Below are 16047 nucleotides of genomic sequence, written 5' to 3' on the forward strand. Positions count from 1 at the left end.
ATCCAGATTTCCATCTGTACGGAACCCTGTGGAAGCTGTGCGACAGCCCGGGCCGCGGTCGGACGATAGGGGTAGGTCAGTAGACAACTTCATCACTGACCCACCGCTTCGCTGCCGTCGACAGCCCGGGCCGCGGTCGGACGATAGGGGTAGGTCAGTAGACAACTTCATCACTGACCCACCGCTTCGCTGCCGTCGTGGCCTCCGGCGTCTCCCACAGGGTTCGTGCGGAACCCCAGAGCTGCGTTCGCTTTTTATTTTGCTTCTAAGTGCGCGATATCCCAGACGACACAGATCGCGACTTGGGTGCAGGCTGAACGCAGGTGGCGTGGAGTGGGCCGAGCGGCATGGATGCCGCGAGAGCCGCCCCCCGCCATGGATGGCGGATGGCGGCGGCGTGGAGTGGGCCGAGCGGCATGGATGCCGCGAGAGCCGCCCCCCGCCATGGATGGCGGATGGCGGCGGGCCCACGGAGCGTCGCCGAAGTGAGGGCACCTCGACGAAGTCGAGGCCAAACCAGGAGCCAAGACCCTTGGTTACTTGGTGTCTTTTCAAGTAACTCGCCGAAGGCGAAACCGGTCTGGCGTTAGCCAGAACCAAAAACAGGCGCCACCACAAATAATGGATCCGAGCGCGATCCAAGCGCCAACCCACATAACCCGCGAAGCGGATTCACCCCGGCAATCTCACCGTCTTCTTCGCACTGGTAAACAACCCCCACGTCGACATGAACAACGCCGCAATCATCGGCCCGATCACAAACCCGTTCAGCCCGAACACCGCCATCCCGCCCAGCGTTGAAATCAGAATCAGGTAGTCCGGCATCCTCGTATCCTTGCCCACCAGAATCGGTCGCAGGACGTTATCCACCAGTCCGATCACGAACACCCCGAACAACCCCAGCACCACGCCCTGCCAGATCATCCCGCTGGCTAAAAAGTACAATGCCACCGGCGCCCAGACGATCCCCGCCCCCACCGCCGGCAGCAACGAAAGAAACGCCATCAGCACAGCCCACAGAAGCGAACTCGGAATGTCGAGCACCCAGAAAATCAAACCACCCAGCGCACCCTGCGTCAGCGCCACCACGATGTTGCCCTTCACCGTCGCACGCACCACGCGAGTGAATTTCAGTTGCAGACGACGCTTCTGAGGCTCGGCCAAGGGAATCGCGATACGAATCCTGCGCGTCAGGTCCTGACCATCACGCAGGAAGAAAAACAGCAGATACAGCATGATGAAAAAGCTCACCACGAAGTCGAACGTGCCCTGGCCGAAACTGAACGCCTGACTCGCCAGATACTGACTGCCCTGCATCGCAGCCTTGGAAATCTTGTCCTGCAGCCCCTTGAAGTCGCCCATACCCAGGCGGTCGAGCCAGTGCTGCATCGAGCCTGGAAGCAAGGCTTTGAATTCAGCCAGGTACTTGGGGATGTCGATCTGGCCGCTTTCGACATTCTTGTAGAGCATCGCGCCTTCCTGAACCATGAGCATGCTGATGACGATCACCGGCAGAATCGCGATCAGCAGACACACCATCAGGGTGCAGAGCGAGGTCAGATTGCGCTGCCAGCCAAACTTCGCCAGCAGACGTCGCTGCAGTGGCGCGAAGATGATGCCCAGGATCACCGCCCAGAACACAGCGCCGTAGAACGGCAGCAGAATCCAGATGAAGGCGATGGTCACCAACACCAACAGCAGCATCAGGGTTTTGTTTTGCAGCGAGGTTTCGTTCATGTTCCTTCCATGTCATTGAGCCCCGCTGAACGCACGGCCTGACTATTAGTCCGCCAATCGCTTCAGGAGTGCCGCCTGTAACGCGGGCGAGACATGCAGTGAACGAGGAGAAAAAAGCGCGGCGGGCCACAAAACCCGACCGCGCGAAGGGAGTCAGATACGGAACTGGCCGACCAGTTGGCCCAGACGCTGATTGAGTTCGGTGAGATTGCGTGAGGTATTGGCGCTGTGACGTGTCTCGTCGGCAACGCTTTCCACGGCCACGGCGATCTGATGCACGCTGCGATTGATCTCTTCGGCGACAGCGGTCTGTTCTTCCGCAGCGCTGGCGATCTGCGCGTTCATCGAATTGATGGTGCCGATCAACTGCCCAATGGTGTCCAGCGAGGCGCCGGCTTCGTTGGCCCGCGCTGAGGTGCCATCGCCCGCTTCACTGGAGCGCCGCATCGCCGCGACCGCGCCTTGGGTGCCTTGTTGCAGGCGGTCGATCATGCCCTGGATTTCCTGGGTGCTCTGCTGAGTGCGGCTGGCCAGCGCGCGCACCTCATCGGCAACCACGGCAAAACCACGTCCCGCTTCACCGGCACGCGCCGCCTCGATTGCAGCGTTGAGCGCCAGCAGGTTGGTCTGCTCGGCAATGGAGCGGATCACGCCCAGTACACCAACAATCGACGTCACATCATTCTGCAAGCTGTCCAGCGAAGTACCGCTGTGACGGATGTCGTTCACCAGTGCGTGAATTTGCTGGATGCTGCCATCGACCACGCGCTTGGCGGCTTGACCTTCTTCGTCGGTCTGTTGCGCGGCGACCGACGCGCCCTGAGCGCTCTTGGCGACTTCCTGGGCAGCGGCCGACATCTGGTTGATCGCCGTGGCGACCTGATCGGTCTCATGGCGTTGGCGCTCCATCGCCTGCTCGGAACGCTGCGCTTGATGGGTCACTTCACCGACCAGCCCGGTCAGTTGCGAGGTCATTTCGGCGATCTGCCGCACCAGGCCGTGAATCTTGTCGACGAAGCGGTTGAAGGATCCCGCCAGTTCGCCGAGTTCGTCCTGAGAGGTGACGGCCAGACGTCGGGTCAGATCACCCTCCCCTGCGGCGATGTCATCGAGGTTGGCTTTCATCAGGCGCAGTGGACGCAGAATGCCGCCGGCCATCCAGACACCCACCACGGTAATGATCACCAGCACCAGGACGGCGATGCCGATGATGCTGATCAGCATCTTCTGCATGCGCTCGGCGACGTTCTTCTCGACCTCGGCGACTTTCGCATCGATGTTGTCGAGGTTTACCGAAGAGCCGACGGCCATGTCCCACTTCGCCAGGTATTCGGAGTACCCAAGTTTCGGCACCAACTCGCTGGAGCCCGGGAGCGGCGAAGAGTATTCGAGGTAATGAGTGCCCGCTTTGGCGACGTCGACCAAACCTGCGTTGACGTAGACGCCATTGGGGTCGCGCGCGTCCTTGAAACTCTTGCCGACGCCGTCCGGGCTGTTGCCCTTGAACAGCCGCACAGCCTGAGAGTCGTAGCCGAAAAAGTATCCGTCCTTGGCGTAGTTGACTTGGGAGAGCATCTTGATGACTTGCGCGCGGGCTTCCATGTCGCCCGGCGCCGAGGCGTCATAGAGCGGCTTGATGGTGCCCATGGCCACGGCGACGTAGCTTTGCAGCGTCGCTTTGGCCTCCGCGAGCAGGTGTTGACGGGTTTCTTCCACTTCACGCCGGGCTTGCTCGCGCAGCATGAACACTGTGCTGACGCTGATGATCAGCGCGAACAGCAGGACCGGAAGCACCGCAAGAGACAGAACTCTGGCTTTCAGATTCAGGCGCATAGATATCGTGACCCTTTATTATTGTGTGCGTTACGCCGTTGGGCTCCCAAAGGGTTAACGGCACTGCACAGCAAAAGTTGAGATCACGATGCAATCAGTCTGCGCTTGAATGCCCTGTTCGTTCGGGTAGATCGATCCGCACCTGCAGCCCGCCCATGGCGCTGTCCAGCAACCGAATTCTCCCGCCCCAAGACTCGACGATATCCTTGACGATGCCAAGCCCAAGGCCGTGCCCGTTCACTTGCTCATCCAGACGATTGCCACGGCCAAGCACCTCTTCGCGCTGGTCGTCGGGAATCCCCGGACCGTCGTCATCGACCAGCAGGCAATAACCGGTCGACTCCAGGCTGATGCCCAGACTGACGCTGCTGTCGGCCCATTTACAGGCGTTGTCCAGCAGGTTGCCGAGCAGTTCGAGGATGTCCTCCCGATCCCAAGGCAGCACCCGCCCTGGGGGGACGCGATTGTTCAGCTCCAGATGCTCGCCGTGAATCATGCGCAAGGTGGAAAACAGCCCAGGCAGTTCGCTGTCGCAATCGAAACGTGCGCCGGGCAAGGCATCACCTGAAAGCCGCGCGCGGTTGAGTTCACGCTCAAGCCGCTGCTGGATCTGATGCAGTTGGCCACGTAACAGCGCCCGCACTTGTGGATGCTGCTCCAGCTTCTGCCCTTCGGCCAGACTCATCAGCACGGCCAGCGGCGTTTTCAGGGCATGCCCCAGATTGCCCAACGCATTGCGCGAGCGCTTTAGGCTGTCTTCGGTATGGGCCAGCAGATGGTTGATCTGCGCCACCAGTGGTTCAAGTTCCAGCGGCACTTCGCCATCCAGCTGAGAACGCTGACCTTGTTGCAACTGGAAGATCTGCTCCCGGGCACGGTCCAGCGGGCGCAACGCTCGGCGCACTGTGACGCGCTGCAGGATCAGAATCAGAATCAGCCCCGCCAGCCCTAACGCCAGGCCAATGCGCTGAACCAGCACGAAACTGGCCTGCACCGGGGTGTAGTCCTGGGCGACGGTGATGGAAATCTTCTGGCCGAACTTGCGGTATTCGTTGTGCAGCAGCAACAGCGACTGCTTGCTCTTTGCCAGTTCCAGGTCTGCGTGCAGACCGGCGCTCTCCGGCTGAGGCAACTCCAGATCCCACAACGAGCGGGAGCGCCAGTGGCCGCCATCGAAGTCGATACGAAAGTAATGACCGGAATAGGGACGTTGATAACCGGGAGACAATCGTTGCTCATCCAGTTGCAGACCATTGGGCCCGCGGACGATGGCCACCAGCAGCAGTTCGCTGTCATTGCGCAGCCCGGATTCGAGGTAACGCTGCAGGCCCACCTCGAACAGCCAGAGACTGATCTGCGCCAGCACCAGCCCGATAATCAGCAGGACGCTGATCAGCCCTAGGCTCAAACGACGTTGAATCGACCTCACCCGCCAGTCCCGCCGAATCGGTAGCCCTGCCCTCGCCGGGTTTCGACCACAGCGCGACCCAGTTTGCGGCGCAGGTGATTGACGTGAACCTCGATCACATTGGAATCGCGTTCGTTTTCGCCGTCGTAGAGATGTTCCGCCAGATGGCTTTTGGAGAGGATTTGTTCGGGATGCAGCATGAAGTAGCGCAACAGACGAAACTCGGCCGCCGTCAGCTGAATGTCTTCGCCGTCACGACTGACGCATTGGCGCCCTTCATCCAGATGCAGCCCCGCCGCCTCAAGCTTCGGCTGATTGGCCAGCCCTCGGGCACGACGCAACAGCGCCTGAATGCGCAGTTGCAATTCTTCTGGGTGAAAGGGTTTGGTCAGGTAATCGTCGGCGCCGGCTTTCAGGCCTTCGATGCGCTCGGCCCATGAGCCACGGGCAGTGAGAATCAGCACAGGTGCCGACAGCCCGTCTGCGCGCCATTTATTGAGCACTTCAAGGCCCGGGACACCCGGCAGACCGAGGTCCAGCACAATCAGATCGTAGGGTTCGCTGGCGCCCTGGTGGATCGCGTCGCGCCCATCGGCCAGCCAGTCGACGGCATACCCCTGACGGCCCAGCGTGCTGATCAGCTCATCCGCCAAGGGCACGTTGTCTTCAACCAGTAACAGACGCATCAATCATCTTCCTTGTCTTGCAACAGACGGCTGTCGCGGGCATCGAACTTCAACTCACGGACCACTTGGTCGGCAGTCAACAGTTCGATTTCGTAGACCAGCACGTCGTGTTTTTCCTCGAGCTCCGCTTCCAGGAGCTTTGAGCCGGGATAACGTCCCAATGCCAGTCCTATGAATTGTTCCAGCGGCAGGATCACGCCCTGCTGCCGCAATTCAAGGACCTCGTCCTGATTCAAGTCCCGCGCCGTACACACAGTGCATGCCATGACGGCGCAAGTCGCAAGTAAACAGTAAACGAAACATTGATGGGGACGTTTACTGGCGGTCATCAGGTGTCCTGGTGGTCTTTGAGTACCTGGCCGCTGACTGCGTCGAGCTCGACGTCCCACTCGACGCCCTTGGCATCGCGCAGTTCGACTTGATAAACGTATTTGCCATATTCCTGTTCCAGCTCGGTGTCGGTGATGGTCGCATTCGGGTGTTTGGCCAGCGCCGCCGCGTTCAATTTTTCGAAAGACTGAATAGTACCCGCATCGCGCAGTTTGAGTGCCTCGTCCGGGCCCAGATCTTTGGCCTGTACGTAACCTGCGGTGACTGCCAGGGCAGAAGCGGCGAAAAAAGCAGTGAAAGTGTTCATGGTAAGTCTCCGTTGTAGTGATCATGTTTACGGAGCTCACAATAAACAGCCGAACTTAATTGAAGCTGAATTTTTCTGGCTAGATGCCACCATGTAGGAAATTTCGCACACCTCCTGAACGCTCTACAGCGGATATAATTCGCCGCTGTTCACCTCAGGAGTCGCCATGAGTGCCATTCACATCAACTCCCCGGTCCTGACGATCAAGGCTGGCGTCCGAGCCATGACGCGGATTCGCGAGCGAGGCCTGGCGCCGGCTGACGTTGGCATCATCCCCGGCGCGGCGGGTGGTCCCAAGGCATTGGGCATTCAGGGGTTGGACTTGGCGCTGTTCGGCGAATGGCTGCCCCGCGCCGAACGTGAACGCTCGTTGATCGGTGCGTCCATCGGCTCCTGGCGCTTCGCCAGTGCCTGCCTGCCCAATCCGGTAGAGGGCCTTGAACTGCTCGGCAAGCTGTACAACGAGCAGAGCTTCGCCAAGGGCGTGACCATGGCCGAAGTCAGCCGCAGTTGCGTGAAGATGCTTGACGACCTGCTTCAGGGCCGCGATGCGAGCGTGTTGAACAACCCGCATTACCGACTGAATATCTTGATCGTCAAAAGCCATGGCCTGCTTGCGCTGGATCATCGTGGCGGCTTGGGTCTGGGCCTTGGATCGGTGATTGCCAACAACCTGATCGGGCGTGCCCGGCTGTCGCGGCATTTCGAACGGCTGATCATGCACGACGCCCGGCTGGCCCCGCCTCTTTCGGCTCTCACGGACTTTCCGTCCCGCTGCCTGCACCTCGACACCTCCAATCTGCGCCAGGCCTTGCTGGCGTCCGGTTCGATCCCGATGGTGATGCAGGGCGTGATGGACATTCCAGGCGTCGGGCCGGGTACCTTCCGCGACGGCGGCTTGCTGGATTACCACCTGGACCTGCCCTACAGCGGCAGCGATATCGTGCTTTACCCGCATTTCACCGACAAAATCATCCCCGGCTGGTTCGACAAGACTCTGCCCTGGCGGCGCGGCGAGCCTGGCCGGCTGCAGGACGTTTTGCTGCTCGCGCCGTCGCGGGAATACCTGTCGACGCTGCCGTTCGGCAAGCTGCCGGACCGCAGCGATTTCAAGCGTTTCGTGGGCAAAGACAAAGAGCGTCAAACCTACTGGCGCAAGGCGATGGAAAACAGCCGGCGGCTTGGCGATGAGTTCATCGAGCTGGTAGATACGGGCCGCCTGGCCGAGCGACTGATACCTTTGGCTTAACCATCGAGTCAGGTTCTGGCTGTGCTTGGGCAAACCATTGCTGGTAAACTCGCTGCCTGCATTTTTTCGCCCAGGCGATCGCCACCTTTCAAGGCTCTCAATACCGTGGAAATCTTCAAGGAATTTACGTTCGAATCCGCTCATCGTCTTCCTCACGTTCCGGAAGGCCACAAGTGCGGCCGTCTGCATGGCCACTCTTTCCGGGTGGCGATCTATCTGCAAGGCGAGCCGGATCCGCATACCGGCTGGATTCGCGATTTCTCCGAGATCAAGACCATCTTCAAGCCGCTTTACGAGCGTCTGGACCACAATTACCTGAACGACATCCCTGGCCTGGAAAACCCGACCAGCGAAGTCTTGGTCAAGTGGATCTGGAATGAGCTCAAACCGCTGCTGCCTGAACTGTCGGCCATTCGCATCCACGAGACCTGCACCAGCGGTTGTGTTTATCGCGGTGATTGATGGGTATGGGATCTGCAAAAAACCACCTTCGCGGTGGTTTTTTTTTGGCCCGGAGAAATGCGATCAGAAACGGTAATTCAGCGCCAGGCTGGACAACACCGTTCTGCTCGATTGCCCACCGGATTTGCCGCTGTAGTGGGTGCGCTCGCCACTCTCCAGATCCTTGACCCGCGTGCTGCCGCTGGACTCGCCATACATTTGATAATCGACCCCCGCCTTGACCGAGAACTGCGGATGGAAACGGTACGACAGCCCCAGCGCCAGACTTTGCATCCGTCCTCGATTGCCGTTATTGCCGGTAAATGTCAGGTCACGTAGATGGTGCTGGTCGTAGTCTCTGGCCTTGACCCATTGGCTGTACTTGAAGCGGCTTTCCAGCGTCCAGTTGCGATAGTTGTAGATGCCCACCAGTCCAACATAGGGTGTTTCGTAGGTTTGGCGGTAGGTGATGCCTTTCAAACCATCAGGGATGGTCCCGGAGATGTCCCGATAGCCGTCGTCTGAAGAGTAAAGGTAGCTACCGCCCCGGGCCTCCCATTCGAACTGGCTGCGCTGGTAACCCAGCACGACGCCCAGCGCCAGCTCATCGCGCTTCAGGGCCCATGCCGTCGCTGCAAAATCCGCCTGCCACGCCTGCTTGATTCGCGTATCCGGATGATCGGATCGGTGCGTCCAGTCTGCATCGTCGTCAAACCAGTCGTAGTCTTTCATGTGCCCGTCGCCCTTCGCGACCTGCGTCCAACCGCTTGCGTCCAGCGACAGCCAGTCCAGTGGCTGGTAGCTCAGACCCAGGTGCAGCGTGGGCACCTGCTTGATGTCCCAGTTCAATTGGCTGATCTTCCTGCCACCTTCGTCGACGTCGTAGACTTTTTCCTGCGACTGGCCGTTCAACAACCCGACACCCAGGCTCACCCCCACACTTCCCAGCTGGAACCGCTGTTCATCTGTCGTCTGTGCACGCGCGACCGCTTCCTGCCCGAAAGCAAAGAGCCCAAGCATCACCAGCGTTTTCCGTCCCTTCATCGACCACTCCACATCGTTCATTCGAGGATGCGCCGGGCATTTGAATACCTCGGCAAGCGGCGAAAGGATGAAGCTTGATGAAGGATGTTTCTGCCAGACCACTCCCATTGATACGCGTGAAAACCAGAAGATCGACTGTGGACACGTCCTACAAAGAGCAGTGACGCCACGATTGACAATCGATATAGGGAACAGGCAGCAGAAATCTGTTTGTCCGATTGCCAGGTCAAATCAGCATCCAGACACGCCGCAACCTTGTAGCAATGGCTAACCCTGAAGGGACAAAAAAAGGGCCATCCGCTCTCACGGACAGCCCTTCATTCAACCGCCTGGCTGATTTATGCCAAGCTTTTGCTCACCACCTCAAACACATCCGGCGACAGCTGGCCGGAGGCGCGGATGCGCTCCAGTTCGCCTTTCATCAGCGCCTGACGCTTGTCGTCGTATTTGCGCCAGCGGGTCAGCGGCGCCAGTTGGCGCGAGGCGATCTGCGGGTTGAAGCCGTTCAGTTCAATGACCAGATCGGCCAGGAAGCGATAGCCTGAACCATCGGCCGCATGGAAGTTGATCAGGTTCTGCCCGGCGAATGCACCGATCAGCGCGCGAACCTTGTTCGGGTTCTTCATGGTGAATGCTGGATGCTGCATCAGCGCCTTCACACGCTCAAGACCGCCAGGCAAGGTGCTGCCAGCCTGTACGCTGAACCATTGATCCATGACCAGCGCGTTGTCCTTGAAGTTCTCGGCGAACACCTCGAGCGCCTTGGCTTTCTCGTCCTCGAAAGGCGAGTTGACCAACACCGCAAGCGCGGTCAGGCGCTCGGTCATGTTGTCGGCCGCATCGAACTGCTCGATGGCAGCGGCCAGCACGTCCGGCTTCTGGGTCAGCATCAGGTAAGACAGCGCAATGTTCTGCAGCGCGCGACGGGCGAAGTGCTCAGACTCCGCCACGTAAGCGGTCTGTTTCGACAGCTCGCGGTTGGTCTGATAACGCTTCCACAGCGCATCGCTCAGGCTGTTGGCCAGTTGCTGACGGGCAAACTCACGGGCCGCGTGGATGGCGTCGACGTCTGCCACTTCGCTAATTTCGGTGAGGTACGCCTCGCCCGGCAGCGACAGCATTTCCGCGACCATCGCCTGGTCCAGGCTTTCATCCGCCAGCACAGTGCCCAGCGCGGTAATCAGACGCTGATCCATGACCAGCTTCTCGCCCTTCTGATGCTGAGCGATCAGCTCCTGCAATACCTGAACCGACAGTTGCTGGCCGGCGTCCCAACGGTTGAAGCCGTCGGTATCGTGCTGCATCAGGAACATCAGCTGATCGCGGTTGTACGGGAAGCTCAGTTTCACTGGCGCGGAGAAGCCACGCAGCAGCGATGGCAGCGGCTGTTCGGCGACATCGACGAAGGTGAAGCTGTGCTCGGCTTCGGTGACCGAAATCACGCGAGAGGCGCCGGATGCTGCGGATTCGCCTTGCAGGCGCAGAGGAATTTCCTTGCCTTGCTTGTCCAGCAGGCCCAGCGAAACCGGAATCACGAAAGGCTTTTTCTCTTCGCCCGGCTGCCCCGGCGTGGTCGGCGCGCTCTGACGGAAAGTCAGGGTGTAGGTTTTAGCCCCAGCGTCGTAGGACTCGCTGACTGCCAGACGTGGCGTACCGGCTTGGGAGTACCAGCGCTTGAACTGAGTCAGATCAACACCGTTGGCATCTTCCATGGCCTTGACGAAGTCGTCGCAGGTCACGGCCTGGCCGTCATGGCGTTCGAAATACAAGTCACTGCCTTTGCGGAAACCGTCGGCGCCCAGCAAGGTGTGGATCATGCCGACCACTTCCGAGCCCTTTTCGTACACGGTCAGGGTGTAGAAGTTGGAGATCTCGATGAAGCTGTCCGGGCGCACGGCATGGGCCATGGGGCCTGCATCTTCAGCGAACTGATGGGTACGCAGGTAGGCGACATCCTGGATGCGCTTGACGGTCGCCGAGTTCATGTCGGCCGAGAAGCCGGAGTCGCGGAAAACCGTGAAGCCTTCCTTGAGCGACAGCTGGAACCAGTCGCGGCAGGTCACGCGGTTGCCCGACCAGTTGTGGAAGTACTCGTGGGCAACGATGGCTTCGACACGCTGGTGCGCGGCGTCGGTCGCGGTTTCGGCGCGGGCCAGCACGGCGCTGGAGTTGAAGATGTTGAGGCCCTTGTTCTCCATGGCGCCCATGTTGAAGTCGTTCACGGCCACGATCATGAAGATGTCCAGATCGTATTCACGGCCATAGACCTCTTCGTCCCAGCGCATGGATTTCTTCAGGCTGTCCATGGCGTGCTGGCATTTGTCGATGTTTTCCTGCTCGACGTAAATGCGCAGCGTCACCTTGCGCTCGGTCATGGTGACGAAGGTGTCTTCGATGCACCAGAGGTCACCGGCCACCAGCGCGAACAGGTAGGCAGGCTTCTTGAACGGGTCTTCCCAGGTGATCCAGTGGCGACCGTTTTCAGAAGGACCCGCTTCAATCGGATTGCCGTTGGACAGCAGGATCGGGAAGTCCTGCTTGCTGGCGATCACCGTGGTGGTGAACGTGCTCATCACGTCCGGGCGGTCGAGGTAATAGGTGATCTTGCGAAAGCCCTCGGCCTCGCACTGGGTGCAGAACATGCCGCTGGACTTGTACAGGCCTTCCAGCGCGGTGTTGGTTTCCGGGTGGATCTTCACGCTGGTGTCCAGGGTGAAGGTTTCGGATTTTGGCTGGACGGTGAGGCTGTCCGGGGTCAGCTCGTAATCACTGGCGGTCAGGTCGACATCGGCCAGCTTGACCGACAACAGCTCAAGCAATTGCCCGTCGAGCACCAGCGGCGGCAAGCCGGCACCACGGGCCGGGTTGCGGCGCATGACCAGTTGCGCGTGGACCAGCGAGTGGTCGTCGAACAATTCGAATGTCAGGTGCGTCTCGTCAATGAGGTACTCAGGCGCCTGATAATCCTTCAGGTAAATCATTTTCGGCTGTTCGGTGCGCATGATTCTGTCCTTATTCGTTTGCTAATACATAGCTGCCAATACACGGCTACTGGTGCACGGCGAGCTGATAGGCCGTGTATTTGCGGATGTTGATCACGCCGGTATCGAAGATCAGATACTGACCCTTGATACCCAACAAGGTGCCTTCGGCGATCGGGTCCTTGTCCAGATTGAAGCTGACGATCTTGGTCGGATACGCCTCGACCGGGTACTGAATCTCGATGGGTGCAACGTCGCTCAGCAGCTGGATCGCTTGCAGACCGAAGCGCTCTTGCAGTCCGGCCAGACCTTCGGCGCAGGACTCGAACAATTGCTGACGAATGGCCGCCAGGTCAACCGCTGGCGCATCGCCCTTTAGCAGTGCGCGCCAGTTGGTGCGGTCGGCGACCTGGCTGCGGAACAGATCTTCGACGAAGCCCGACTGCTGACGCGTAGCGACGCGCACGATGGGCAGCGCCTGGCTCGCACCCTGATCCAGCCAGCGGGTAGGCAACTGAGTGGCGCGGGTGATGCCGACTTTCACGCCCGACGAGTTCGCCAGATAGACGATGTGGTCGGTCATGCAGAACTGCTCGCCCCACGACGGATCACGGCAAGTGCCGTGTTCGTGGTGGCATTTTTCCGGGCTCATGATGCACACGTCGCACTGGGCCAGCTTCTGCATGCAAGGGTAGCAATAGCCCTGGCTGAAGCTGGTCTTGGTCCGGCGGCCGCAGTGGCTGCAATGGATGGCGCCCAGGTACTCAAGGCGTACGGTCTTGCCGATCAGCGGGTTGACCGGAATTTCCGCGTCACCCAAACGAAAAGCATATTCAACCCGCGTGGCATCGAGCCGCGCGGACATCTTGTTGACGGAGCCGCGACCAATCTCGATCAATGGATGGCATCCGACTTGAACAGAATGTTTGGCACCGGTGCCGACTTGGACGCGCACTCCTGCGGGCCCATGTAACCGATGCGTTGTTCTTCTGGCACGTTGCGCACTTCCCAGGCGATCAGCGCCTGCAGCGACAGCTCGCGTTGTTCCTGAGTCAGCTTGCGGCCGTCGGACCACTTGCCGATTTCCACGGCCAGTTTCAGGCTCTCGTAGATGTCCGGGGTGATGTTTTCGATCATTTCAACAAATGAGGACATGGGGCTCTCCCAGAATTAAGCGGGCAATTTTAATGTTTACGGCGAGCTAATGCACCGCCCACAAGACCTGTTGCACAACCGATGATCAGTCCGCCGACATGCGCCCCGTTGGCGATTTCGCCGAAGCCCAGCAGGCCGATCACGCCGGACATGCACACCGCCAGCCAGACCAGCATCATCACCAGCACGCCACGCGGCAGGCGATAGATGGGGTTGGGCGCCAGCATTTGAAAGATCCAGCAGTGACCGAGCAAGGCATACAGCACACCGGACAGCCCACCGAACAGGCTCGGGCCGCTCCAGAAATACTGGCCGTAATTGGAGAACGCAGCGAAGGCTAGGGTCAGACCCAGCAGCTGCCAGCTGCCCTGACGCATTTCGATGCGCCGGCCAAGCTCCCAGAACCACAGGGCGTTCATCACCAGGTGCAGCACGCCGAAGTGGATGAACATCGGCGAGACGACACGCCACCACTGCCCCGCCGCCAGCGAGACCTCGACGGGGGTGAACATGACGTAATCGCCACTGACGCGAAAATCATTGAAGGTCAGCCAGCTCAAGGCATCGTAGTTATCGCCAAGCAGAGTCACGCCCGAGACGATCAGACATAGCAGCAAAATGATGCTGGTCACCGGACTGCTGCGCACCTGCACCAACGGACTCGGCCGGGTCAGCGCCACGACTTCACGGCCGGGCGGCAACTGAGCGGTGGGATCGCCCTGCGGGTATTGCTGATACAACTGACGAATGTCGTCGGCCAGTTGCGGCGCATTCGGCACCCAAAGCACTTGCTCGCCTGCCTCTTCGCTGACCCGATGGGGCACGTTGAGGCGGCGCAGCAACTCGACGAAGCCGCTCAGATCGGTGTTCAGCGGCAAACGTAATACGGCAACCGGATTCATTTGGCGACCTCCGGCCGGGTGACATCGACCCAGACGAACTTGCCCGGATCGATCTGCGTTTCCTGATCCAGTCGATAGGCCACCAGCTTGCCGTAGAGCACCGCGCTGTAATCCAGGCAGGCCAGGTTCGGACGAATCGCCGCTGGAATCCCGCTGCGCCAGTAATGGCCGACGAACAACAACGGCTCATCGACGCCATAGCGCAGCAAGGCGCCTTTTTCACTGTCGGACAGCGGCCGCTTGGCCACCGGCTCCGGCAGCGCGTCCGGCTGGAACACCACATCGCCGTAGGTCTGTGGGTCGTCTTCCCAGAATTTGGTGCGAAAGGATTCCCGTGTAAGGCCGTCGCCACCGGTCAGGGTCATGCCGTGGGGCAAGCGCATGTCGGTGCCGCGCAACAGACGGTCGAACACCGCGCTGGCGAAACTGCCCGGTACGGCCGAGGCCTGGACGAAATGCTGGTCGATGCGGCCATCGCCGTGAGCGCTGCGCAGCGGCTCGATCAGGCTGGCATCCCAACAGGCGTGAACCAGCCGGAAACGTTCGGCGTCGATGAACAACGGCAGCTCGTAAAACCAGTTGAGGAAGTCTTTCCAGTCGCCGGGATGCTGTTCGAACTGCGCCAGCGTTTCGCCGAGCAATCGGGCATGACGAGGCGTATGTTCGCGCACGAACTGCTTGCCACTGTCCGGCGGCGCAGGGGTGCTCCAGCCCAGGGCGTTGAATTCATGGTTGCCCATGATGCAGAACGCCTGACCGGCCACGACCATGTCGTGAACGATGTGCAGCGCCTCGCGAATGCGCGGGCCGCGGTCGATGATGTCGCCCAAGAACAGGGCGATGCGTTCAGGGTGGCGCCAGACGCCCGCCTGAAAGCGATAACCAAGGGTGTCGAGTAAGTGCTCAAGGGTCTGGGCACATCCATGCACGTCACCGATCAGATCGTAGCTACGCGCGGGATCGAGCATCAGTCGCTCCCGCCGCCAAGCCGACTGCCCCAACCGAGTTTGGTCCGGCAGACTTCGTAATAGTTGTGATCGAGCGGGTGAATCAGACGCAGTTTCTGCGGTTTCTTCTTCACGGTCACGGTGTCACCCGGGGCGCAGGTGAAGTGGTTCTGTCCATCGCAGGAGACCTGTGGATAAATCGTCATGTCCTTTGAGACAACGATTTTCAGCTCACTGTTGCCGTCGACGACAATTGGCCGACCAGACAGCGTATGCGGGTACATCGGCACGATGACGATGGCGTCCAGTTTCGGGTGCATGATCGGGCCGCCCGCCGACAGCGCGTAGGCCGTGGAACCTGTAGGTGTGGCGACAATCAGGCCATCGGCCTTCTGGCTGCAGACGAACTGGCCATCGATGTAGATTTCGAATTCGATCATGCGCGTGGATTTGCCGGGGTGCAGCACCACGTCATTGAGTGCATCGCCCTGGCCGATGGCTTCGCCGTGACGGCGGACTTCGGCCTGCAGCAGGAAGCGGTTTTCCACCAGATAGTGGCCGTCCAGCACCTCGGCAACCTTTACTTCCAGCTCGTCCGGGCGAATGTCGGTCAGAAAGCCCAGGCTGCCACGGTTGATACCGAGCACCGGCACATTGTGCTTGGCCAGCGCACGGGCTGCACCGAGCAGGCTGCCATCACCGCCGACGACGATGACCATGTCGCAGACTTCGCCGAGCATCTTGCGCGAGGAGGTCTGCATGCCGTGGCCCGGAAGCACCTCGGCGATAGCGTCTTCGAGGATCACATGCAGGTGCCGCGACACCAGGAATTTCTTGAGTCGGCGGACGGTCTCCAGCACTTGGGAACTGCCAAGGCGACCAATGATGCCGATATTACGAAATTGCTCCATGGGGCTCCCGCAGGGTTCATGCATGTAAAGAACGCGATTATGGGCGAAGGGGTGGGTAGCGGCAAACCGGCAAGTGATACTGCACTGATATCTCATGGCGGTTGAGCATGAATTAG

The 16047-nt window shown here is 59.9% G+C and carries 15 protein-coding genes; 2 read left to right on the plus strand and 13 right to left on the minus strand.

Translation table 11 applies throughout. The features are described from left to right. Positions 1 to 672: 672 nt before the first annotated feature. The 6 genes from BWR59_RS20140 to BWR59_RS20165 form a co-directional block, all read right to left on the minus strand. Positions 673 to 1737, minus strand: coding sequence for an AI-2E family transporter (locus tag BWR59_RS20140; RefSeq protein WP_081567401.1), 1065 nt, complete (start codon positions 1735 to 1737; stop codon positions 673 to 675). A 153-nt stretch (positions 1738 to 1890) separates the two neighbouring features. Then, entirely contained in the window at positions 1891 to 3570 is a 1680-nt protein-coding gene (locus BWR59_RS20145; RefSeq protein ID WP_081567402.1) for a methyl-accepting chemotaxis protein, read from the minus strand. Positions 3571 to 3664: 94 nt separating this feature from the next. Then, on the minus strand, positions 3665 to 4999 hold the full coding sequence (locus BWR59_RS20150; protein WP_081567403.1) for an ATP-binding protein: 1335 nt from the start codon (positions 4997 to 4999) through the stop codon (positions 3665 to 3667). After that, complete coding sequence (locus tag BWR59_RS20155; RefSeq protein WP_081567404.1) at positions 4996 to 5664, minus strand: response regulator transcription factor; 669 nt, start codon at positions 5662 to 5664, stop codon at positions 4996 to 4998. The genes BWR59_RS20150 and BWR59_RS20155 overlap by 4 nt, the downstream gene beginning before the upstream one ends. Next, positions 5664 to 5930 carry a PepSY domain-containing protein gene (locus tag BWR59_RS20160; RefSeq protein WP_081567429.1) on the minus strand — a complete coding sequence of 89 codons (267 nt, stop codon included), beginning with the start codon at positions 5928 to 5930 and terminating at the stop codon, positions 5664 to 5666. The genes BWR59_RS20155 and BWR59_RS20160 overlap by 1 nt, the downstream gene beginning before the upstream one ends. A gap of 62 nt (positions 5931 to 5992) precedes the next feature. Next, complete coding sequence (locus BWR59_RS20165; protein WP_081567405.1) at positions 5993 to 6301, minus strand: PepSY domain-containing protein; 309 nt, start codon at positions 6299 to 6301, stop codon at positions 5993 to 5995. 166 nt (positions 6302 to 6467) lie between these two features. On the opposite strand from BWR59_RS20165, the gene BWR59_RS20170 reads away from it, so the two are divergent. Both BWR59_RS20170 and queD read left to right on the plus strand, forming a co-directional pair. Continuing rightward, positions 6468 to 7550 (plus strand): hypothetical protein, encoded by a 1083-nt coding sequence (locus BWR59_RS20170; RefSeq protein ID WP_081567406.1) that lies wholly within the window; start codon positions 6468 to 6470, stop codon positions 7548 to 7550. Between the two features lie 105 nt (positions 7551 to 7655). Beyond that, a complete protein-coding gene (queD, locus tag BWR59_RS20175; protein WP_074755358.1) occupies positions 7656 to 8012 on the plus strand; it encodes a 6-carboxytetrahydropterin synthase QueD in 357 nt (118 codons plus the stop codon). Between the two features lie 63 nt (positions 8013 to 8075). On the opposite strand, the gene BWR59_RS20180 is transcribed toward queD, so the two are convergent. From BWR59_RS20180 to BWR59_RS20210, 7 genes are all read right to left on the minus strand, one after another. Beyond that, complete coding sequence (locus BWR59_RS20180) at positions 8076 to 9035, minus strand: omptin family outer membrane protease (protein ID WP_168184512.1); 960 nt, start codon at positions 9033 to 9035, stop codon at positions 8076 to 8078. Between the two features lie 338 nt (positions 9036 to 9373). Next, the gene (gene pepN, locus BWR59_RS20185; RefSeq protein ID WP_081567408.1) at positions 9374 to 12037 is read right to left on the minus strand and encodes an aminopeptidase N; all 2664 of its coding nucleotides are present in this window, start codon (positions 12035 to 12037) and stop codon (positions 9374 to 9376) included. A gap of 46 nt (positions 12038 to 12083) precedes the next feature. After that, on the minus strand, positions 12084 to 12914 hold the full coding sequence (locus tag BWR59_RS20190) for a DUF2797 domain-containing protein (protein ID WP_081567409.1): 831 nt from the start codon (positions 12912 to 12914) through the stop codon (positions 12084 to 12086). Beyond that, positions 12911 to 13171, minus strand: a complete 261-nt coding sequence (locus BWR59_RS20195; RefSeq protein WP_062380693.1) for a DUF1315 family protein — start codon at positions 13169 to 13171, stop codon at positions 12911 to 12913. The genes BWR59_RS20190 and BWR59_RS20195 overlap by 4 nt, the downstream gene beginning before the upstream one ends. Before the next feature lie 29 nt (positions 13172 to 13200). Beyond that, entirely contained in the window at positions 13201 to 14073 is an 873-nt protein-coding gene (locus BWR59_RS20200; protein WP_081567410.1) for a rhomboid family intramembrane serine protease, read from the minus strand. Continuing rightward, positions 14070 to 15041 carry a metallophosphoesterase gene (locus BWR59_RS20205; RefSeq protein WP_081567411.1) on the minus strand — a complete coding sequence of 324 codons (972 nt, stop codon included), beginning with the start codon at positions 15039 to 15041 and terminating at the stop codon, positions 14070 to 14072. Before BWR59_RS20205 ends, BWR59_RS20200 begins: the two co-directional genes overlap by 4 nt. Next, positions 15041 to 15931 carry an NAD(+) kinase gene (locus BWR59_RS20210; RefSeq protein ID WP_081567412.1) on the minus strand — a complete coding sequence of 297 codons (891 nt, stop codon included), beginning with the start codon at positions 15929 to 15931 and terminating at the stop codon, positions 15041 to 15043. The genes BWR59_RS20205 and BWR59_RS20210 overlap by 1 nt, the downstream gene beginning before the upstream one ends. Positions 15932 to 16047: the final 116 nt, after the last annotated feature.

This window comes from Pseudomonas sp. Bc-h, assembly GCF_002080045.1.
Classification (GTDB): domain Bacteria; phylum Pseudomonadota; class Gammaproteobacteria; order Pseudomonadales; family Pseudomonadaceae; genus Aquipseudomonas.

Bases quoted from the DNA above. Each gene is read 5' to 3' on its own strand.
- pepN (WP_081567408.1), bottom strand. From the start codon at position 12,037: ATGCGCACCGAACAGCCGAAAATGATTTACCTGAAGGATTATCAGGCG.
- BWR59_RS20205 (WP_081567411.1), bottom strand. From the start codon at position 15,041: ATGCTCGATCCCGCGCGTAGCTACGATCTGATCGGTGACGTGCATGGA.
- BWR59_RS20155 (WP_081567404.1), bottom strand. From the start codon at position 5,664: ATGCGTCTGTTACTGGTTGAAGACAACGTGCCCTTGGCGGATGAGCTG.
- BWR59_RS20165 (WP_081567405.1), bottom strand. From the start codon at position 6,301: ATGAACACTTTCACTGCTTTTTTCGCCGCTTCTGCCCTGGCAGTCACC.
- BWR59_RS20180 (WP_168184512.1), bottom strand. From the start codon at position 9,035: ATGAAGGGACGGAAAACGCTGGTGATGCTTGGGCTCTTTGCTTTCGGG.
- BWR59_RS20160 (WP_081567429.1), bottom strand. From the start codon at position 5,930: ATGGCATGCACTGTGTGTACGGCGCGGGACTTGAATCAGGACGAGGTC.
- BWR59_RS20140 (WP_081567401.1), bottom strand. From the start codon at position 1,737: ATGAACGAAACCTCGCTGCAAAACAAAACCCTGATGCTGCTGTTGGTG.
- BWR59_RS20145 (WP_081567402.1), bottom strand. From the start codon at position 3,570: ATGCGCCTGAATCTGAAAGCCAGAGTTCTGTCTCTTGCGGTGCTTCCG.
- BWR59_RS20210 (WP_081567412.1), bottom strand. From the start codon at position 15,931: ATGGAGCAATTTCGTAATATCGGCATCATTGGTCGCCTTGGCAGTTCC.
- BWR59_RS20195 (WP_062380693.1), bottom strand. From the start codon at position 13,171: ATGTCCTCATTTGTTGAAATGATCGAAAACATCACCCCGGACATCTAC.
- BWR59_RS20170 (WP_081567406.1), top strand. From the start codon at position 6,468: ATGAGTGCCATTCACATCAACTCCCCGGTCCTGACGATCAAGGCTGGC.
- BWR59_RS20200 (WP_081567410.1), bottom strand. From the start codon at position 14,073: ATGAATCCGGTTGCCGTATTACGTTTGCCGCTGAACACCGATCTGAGC.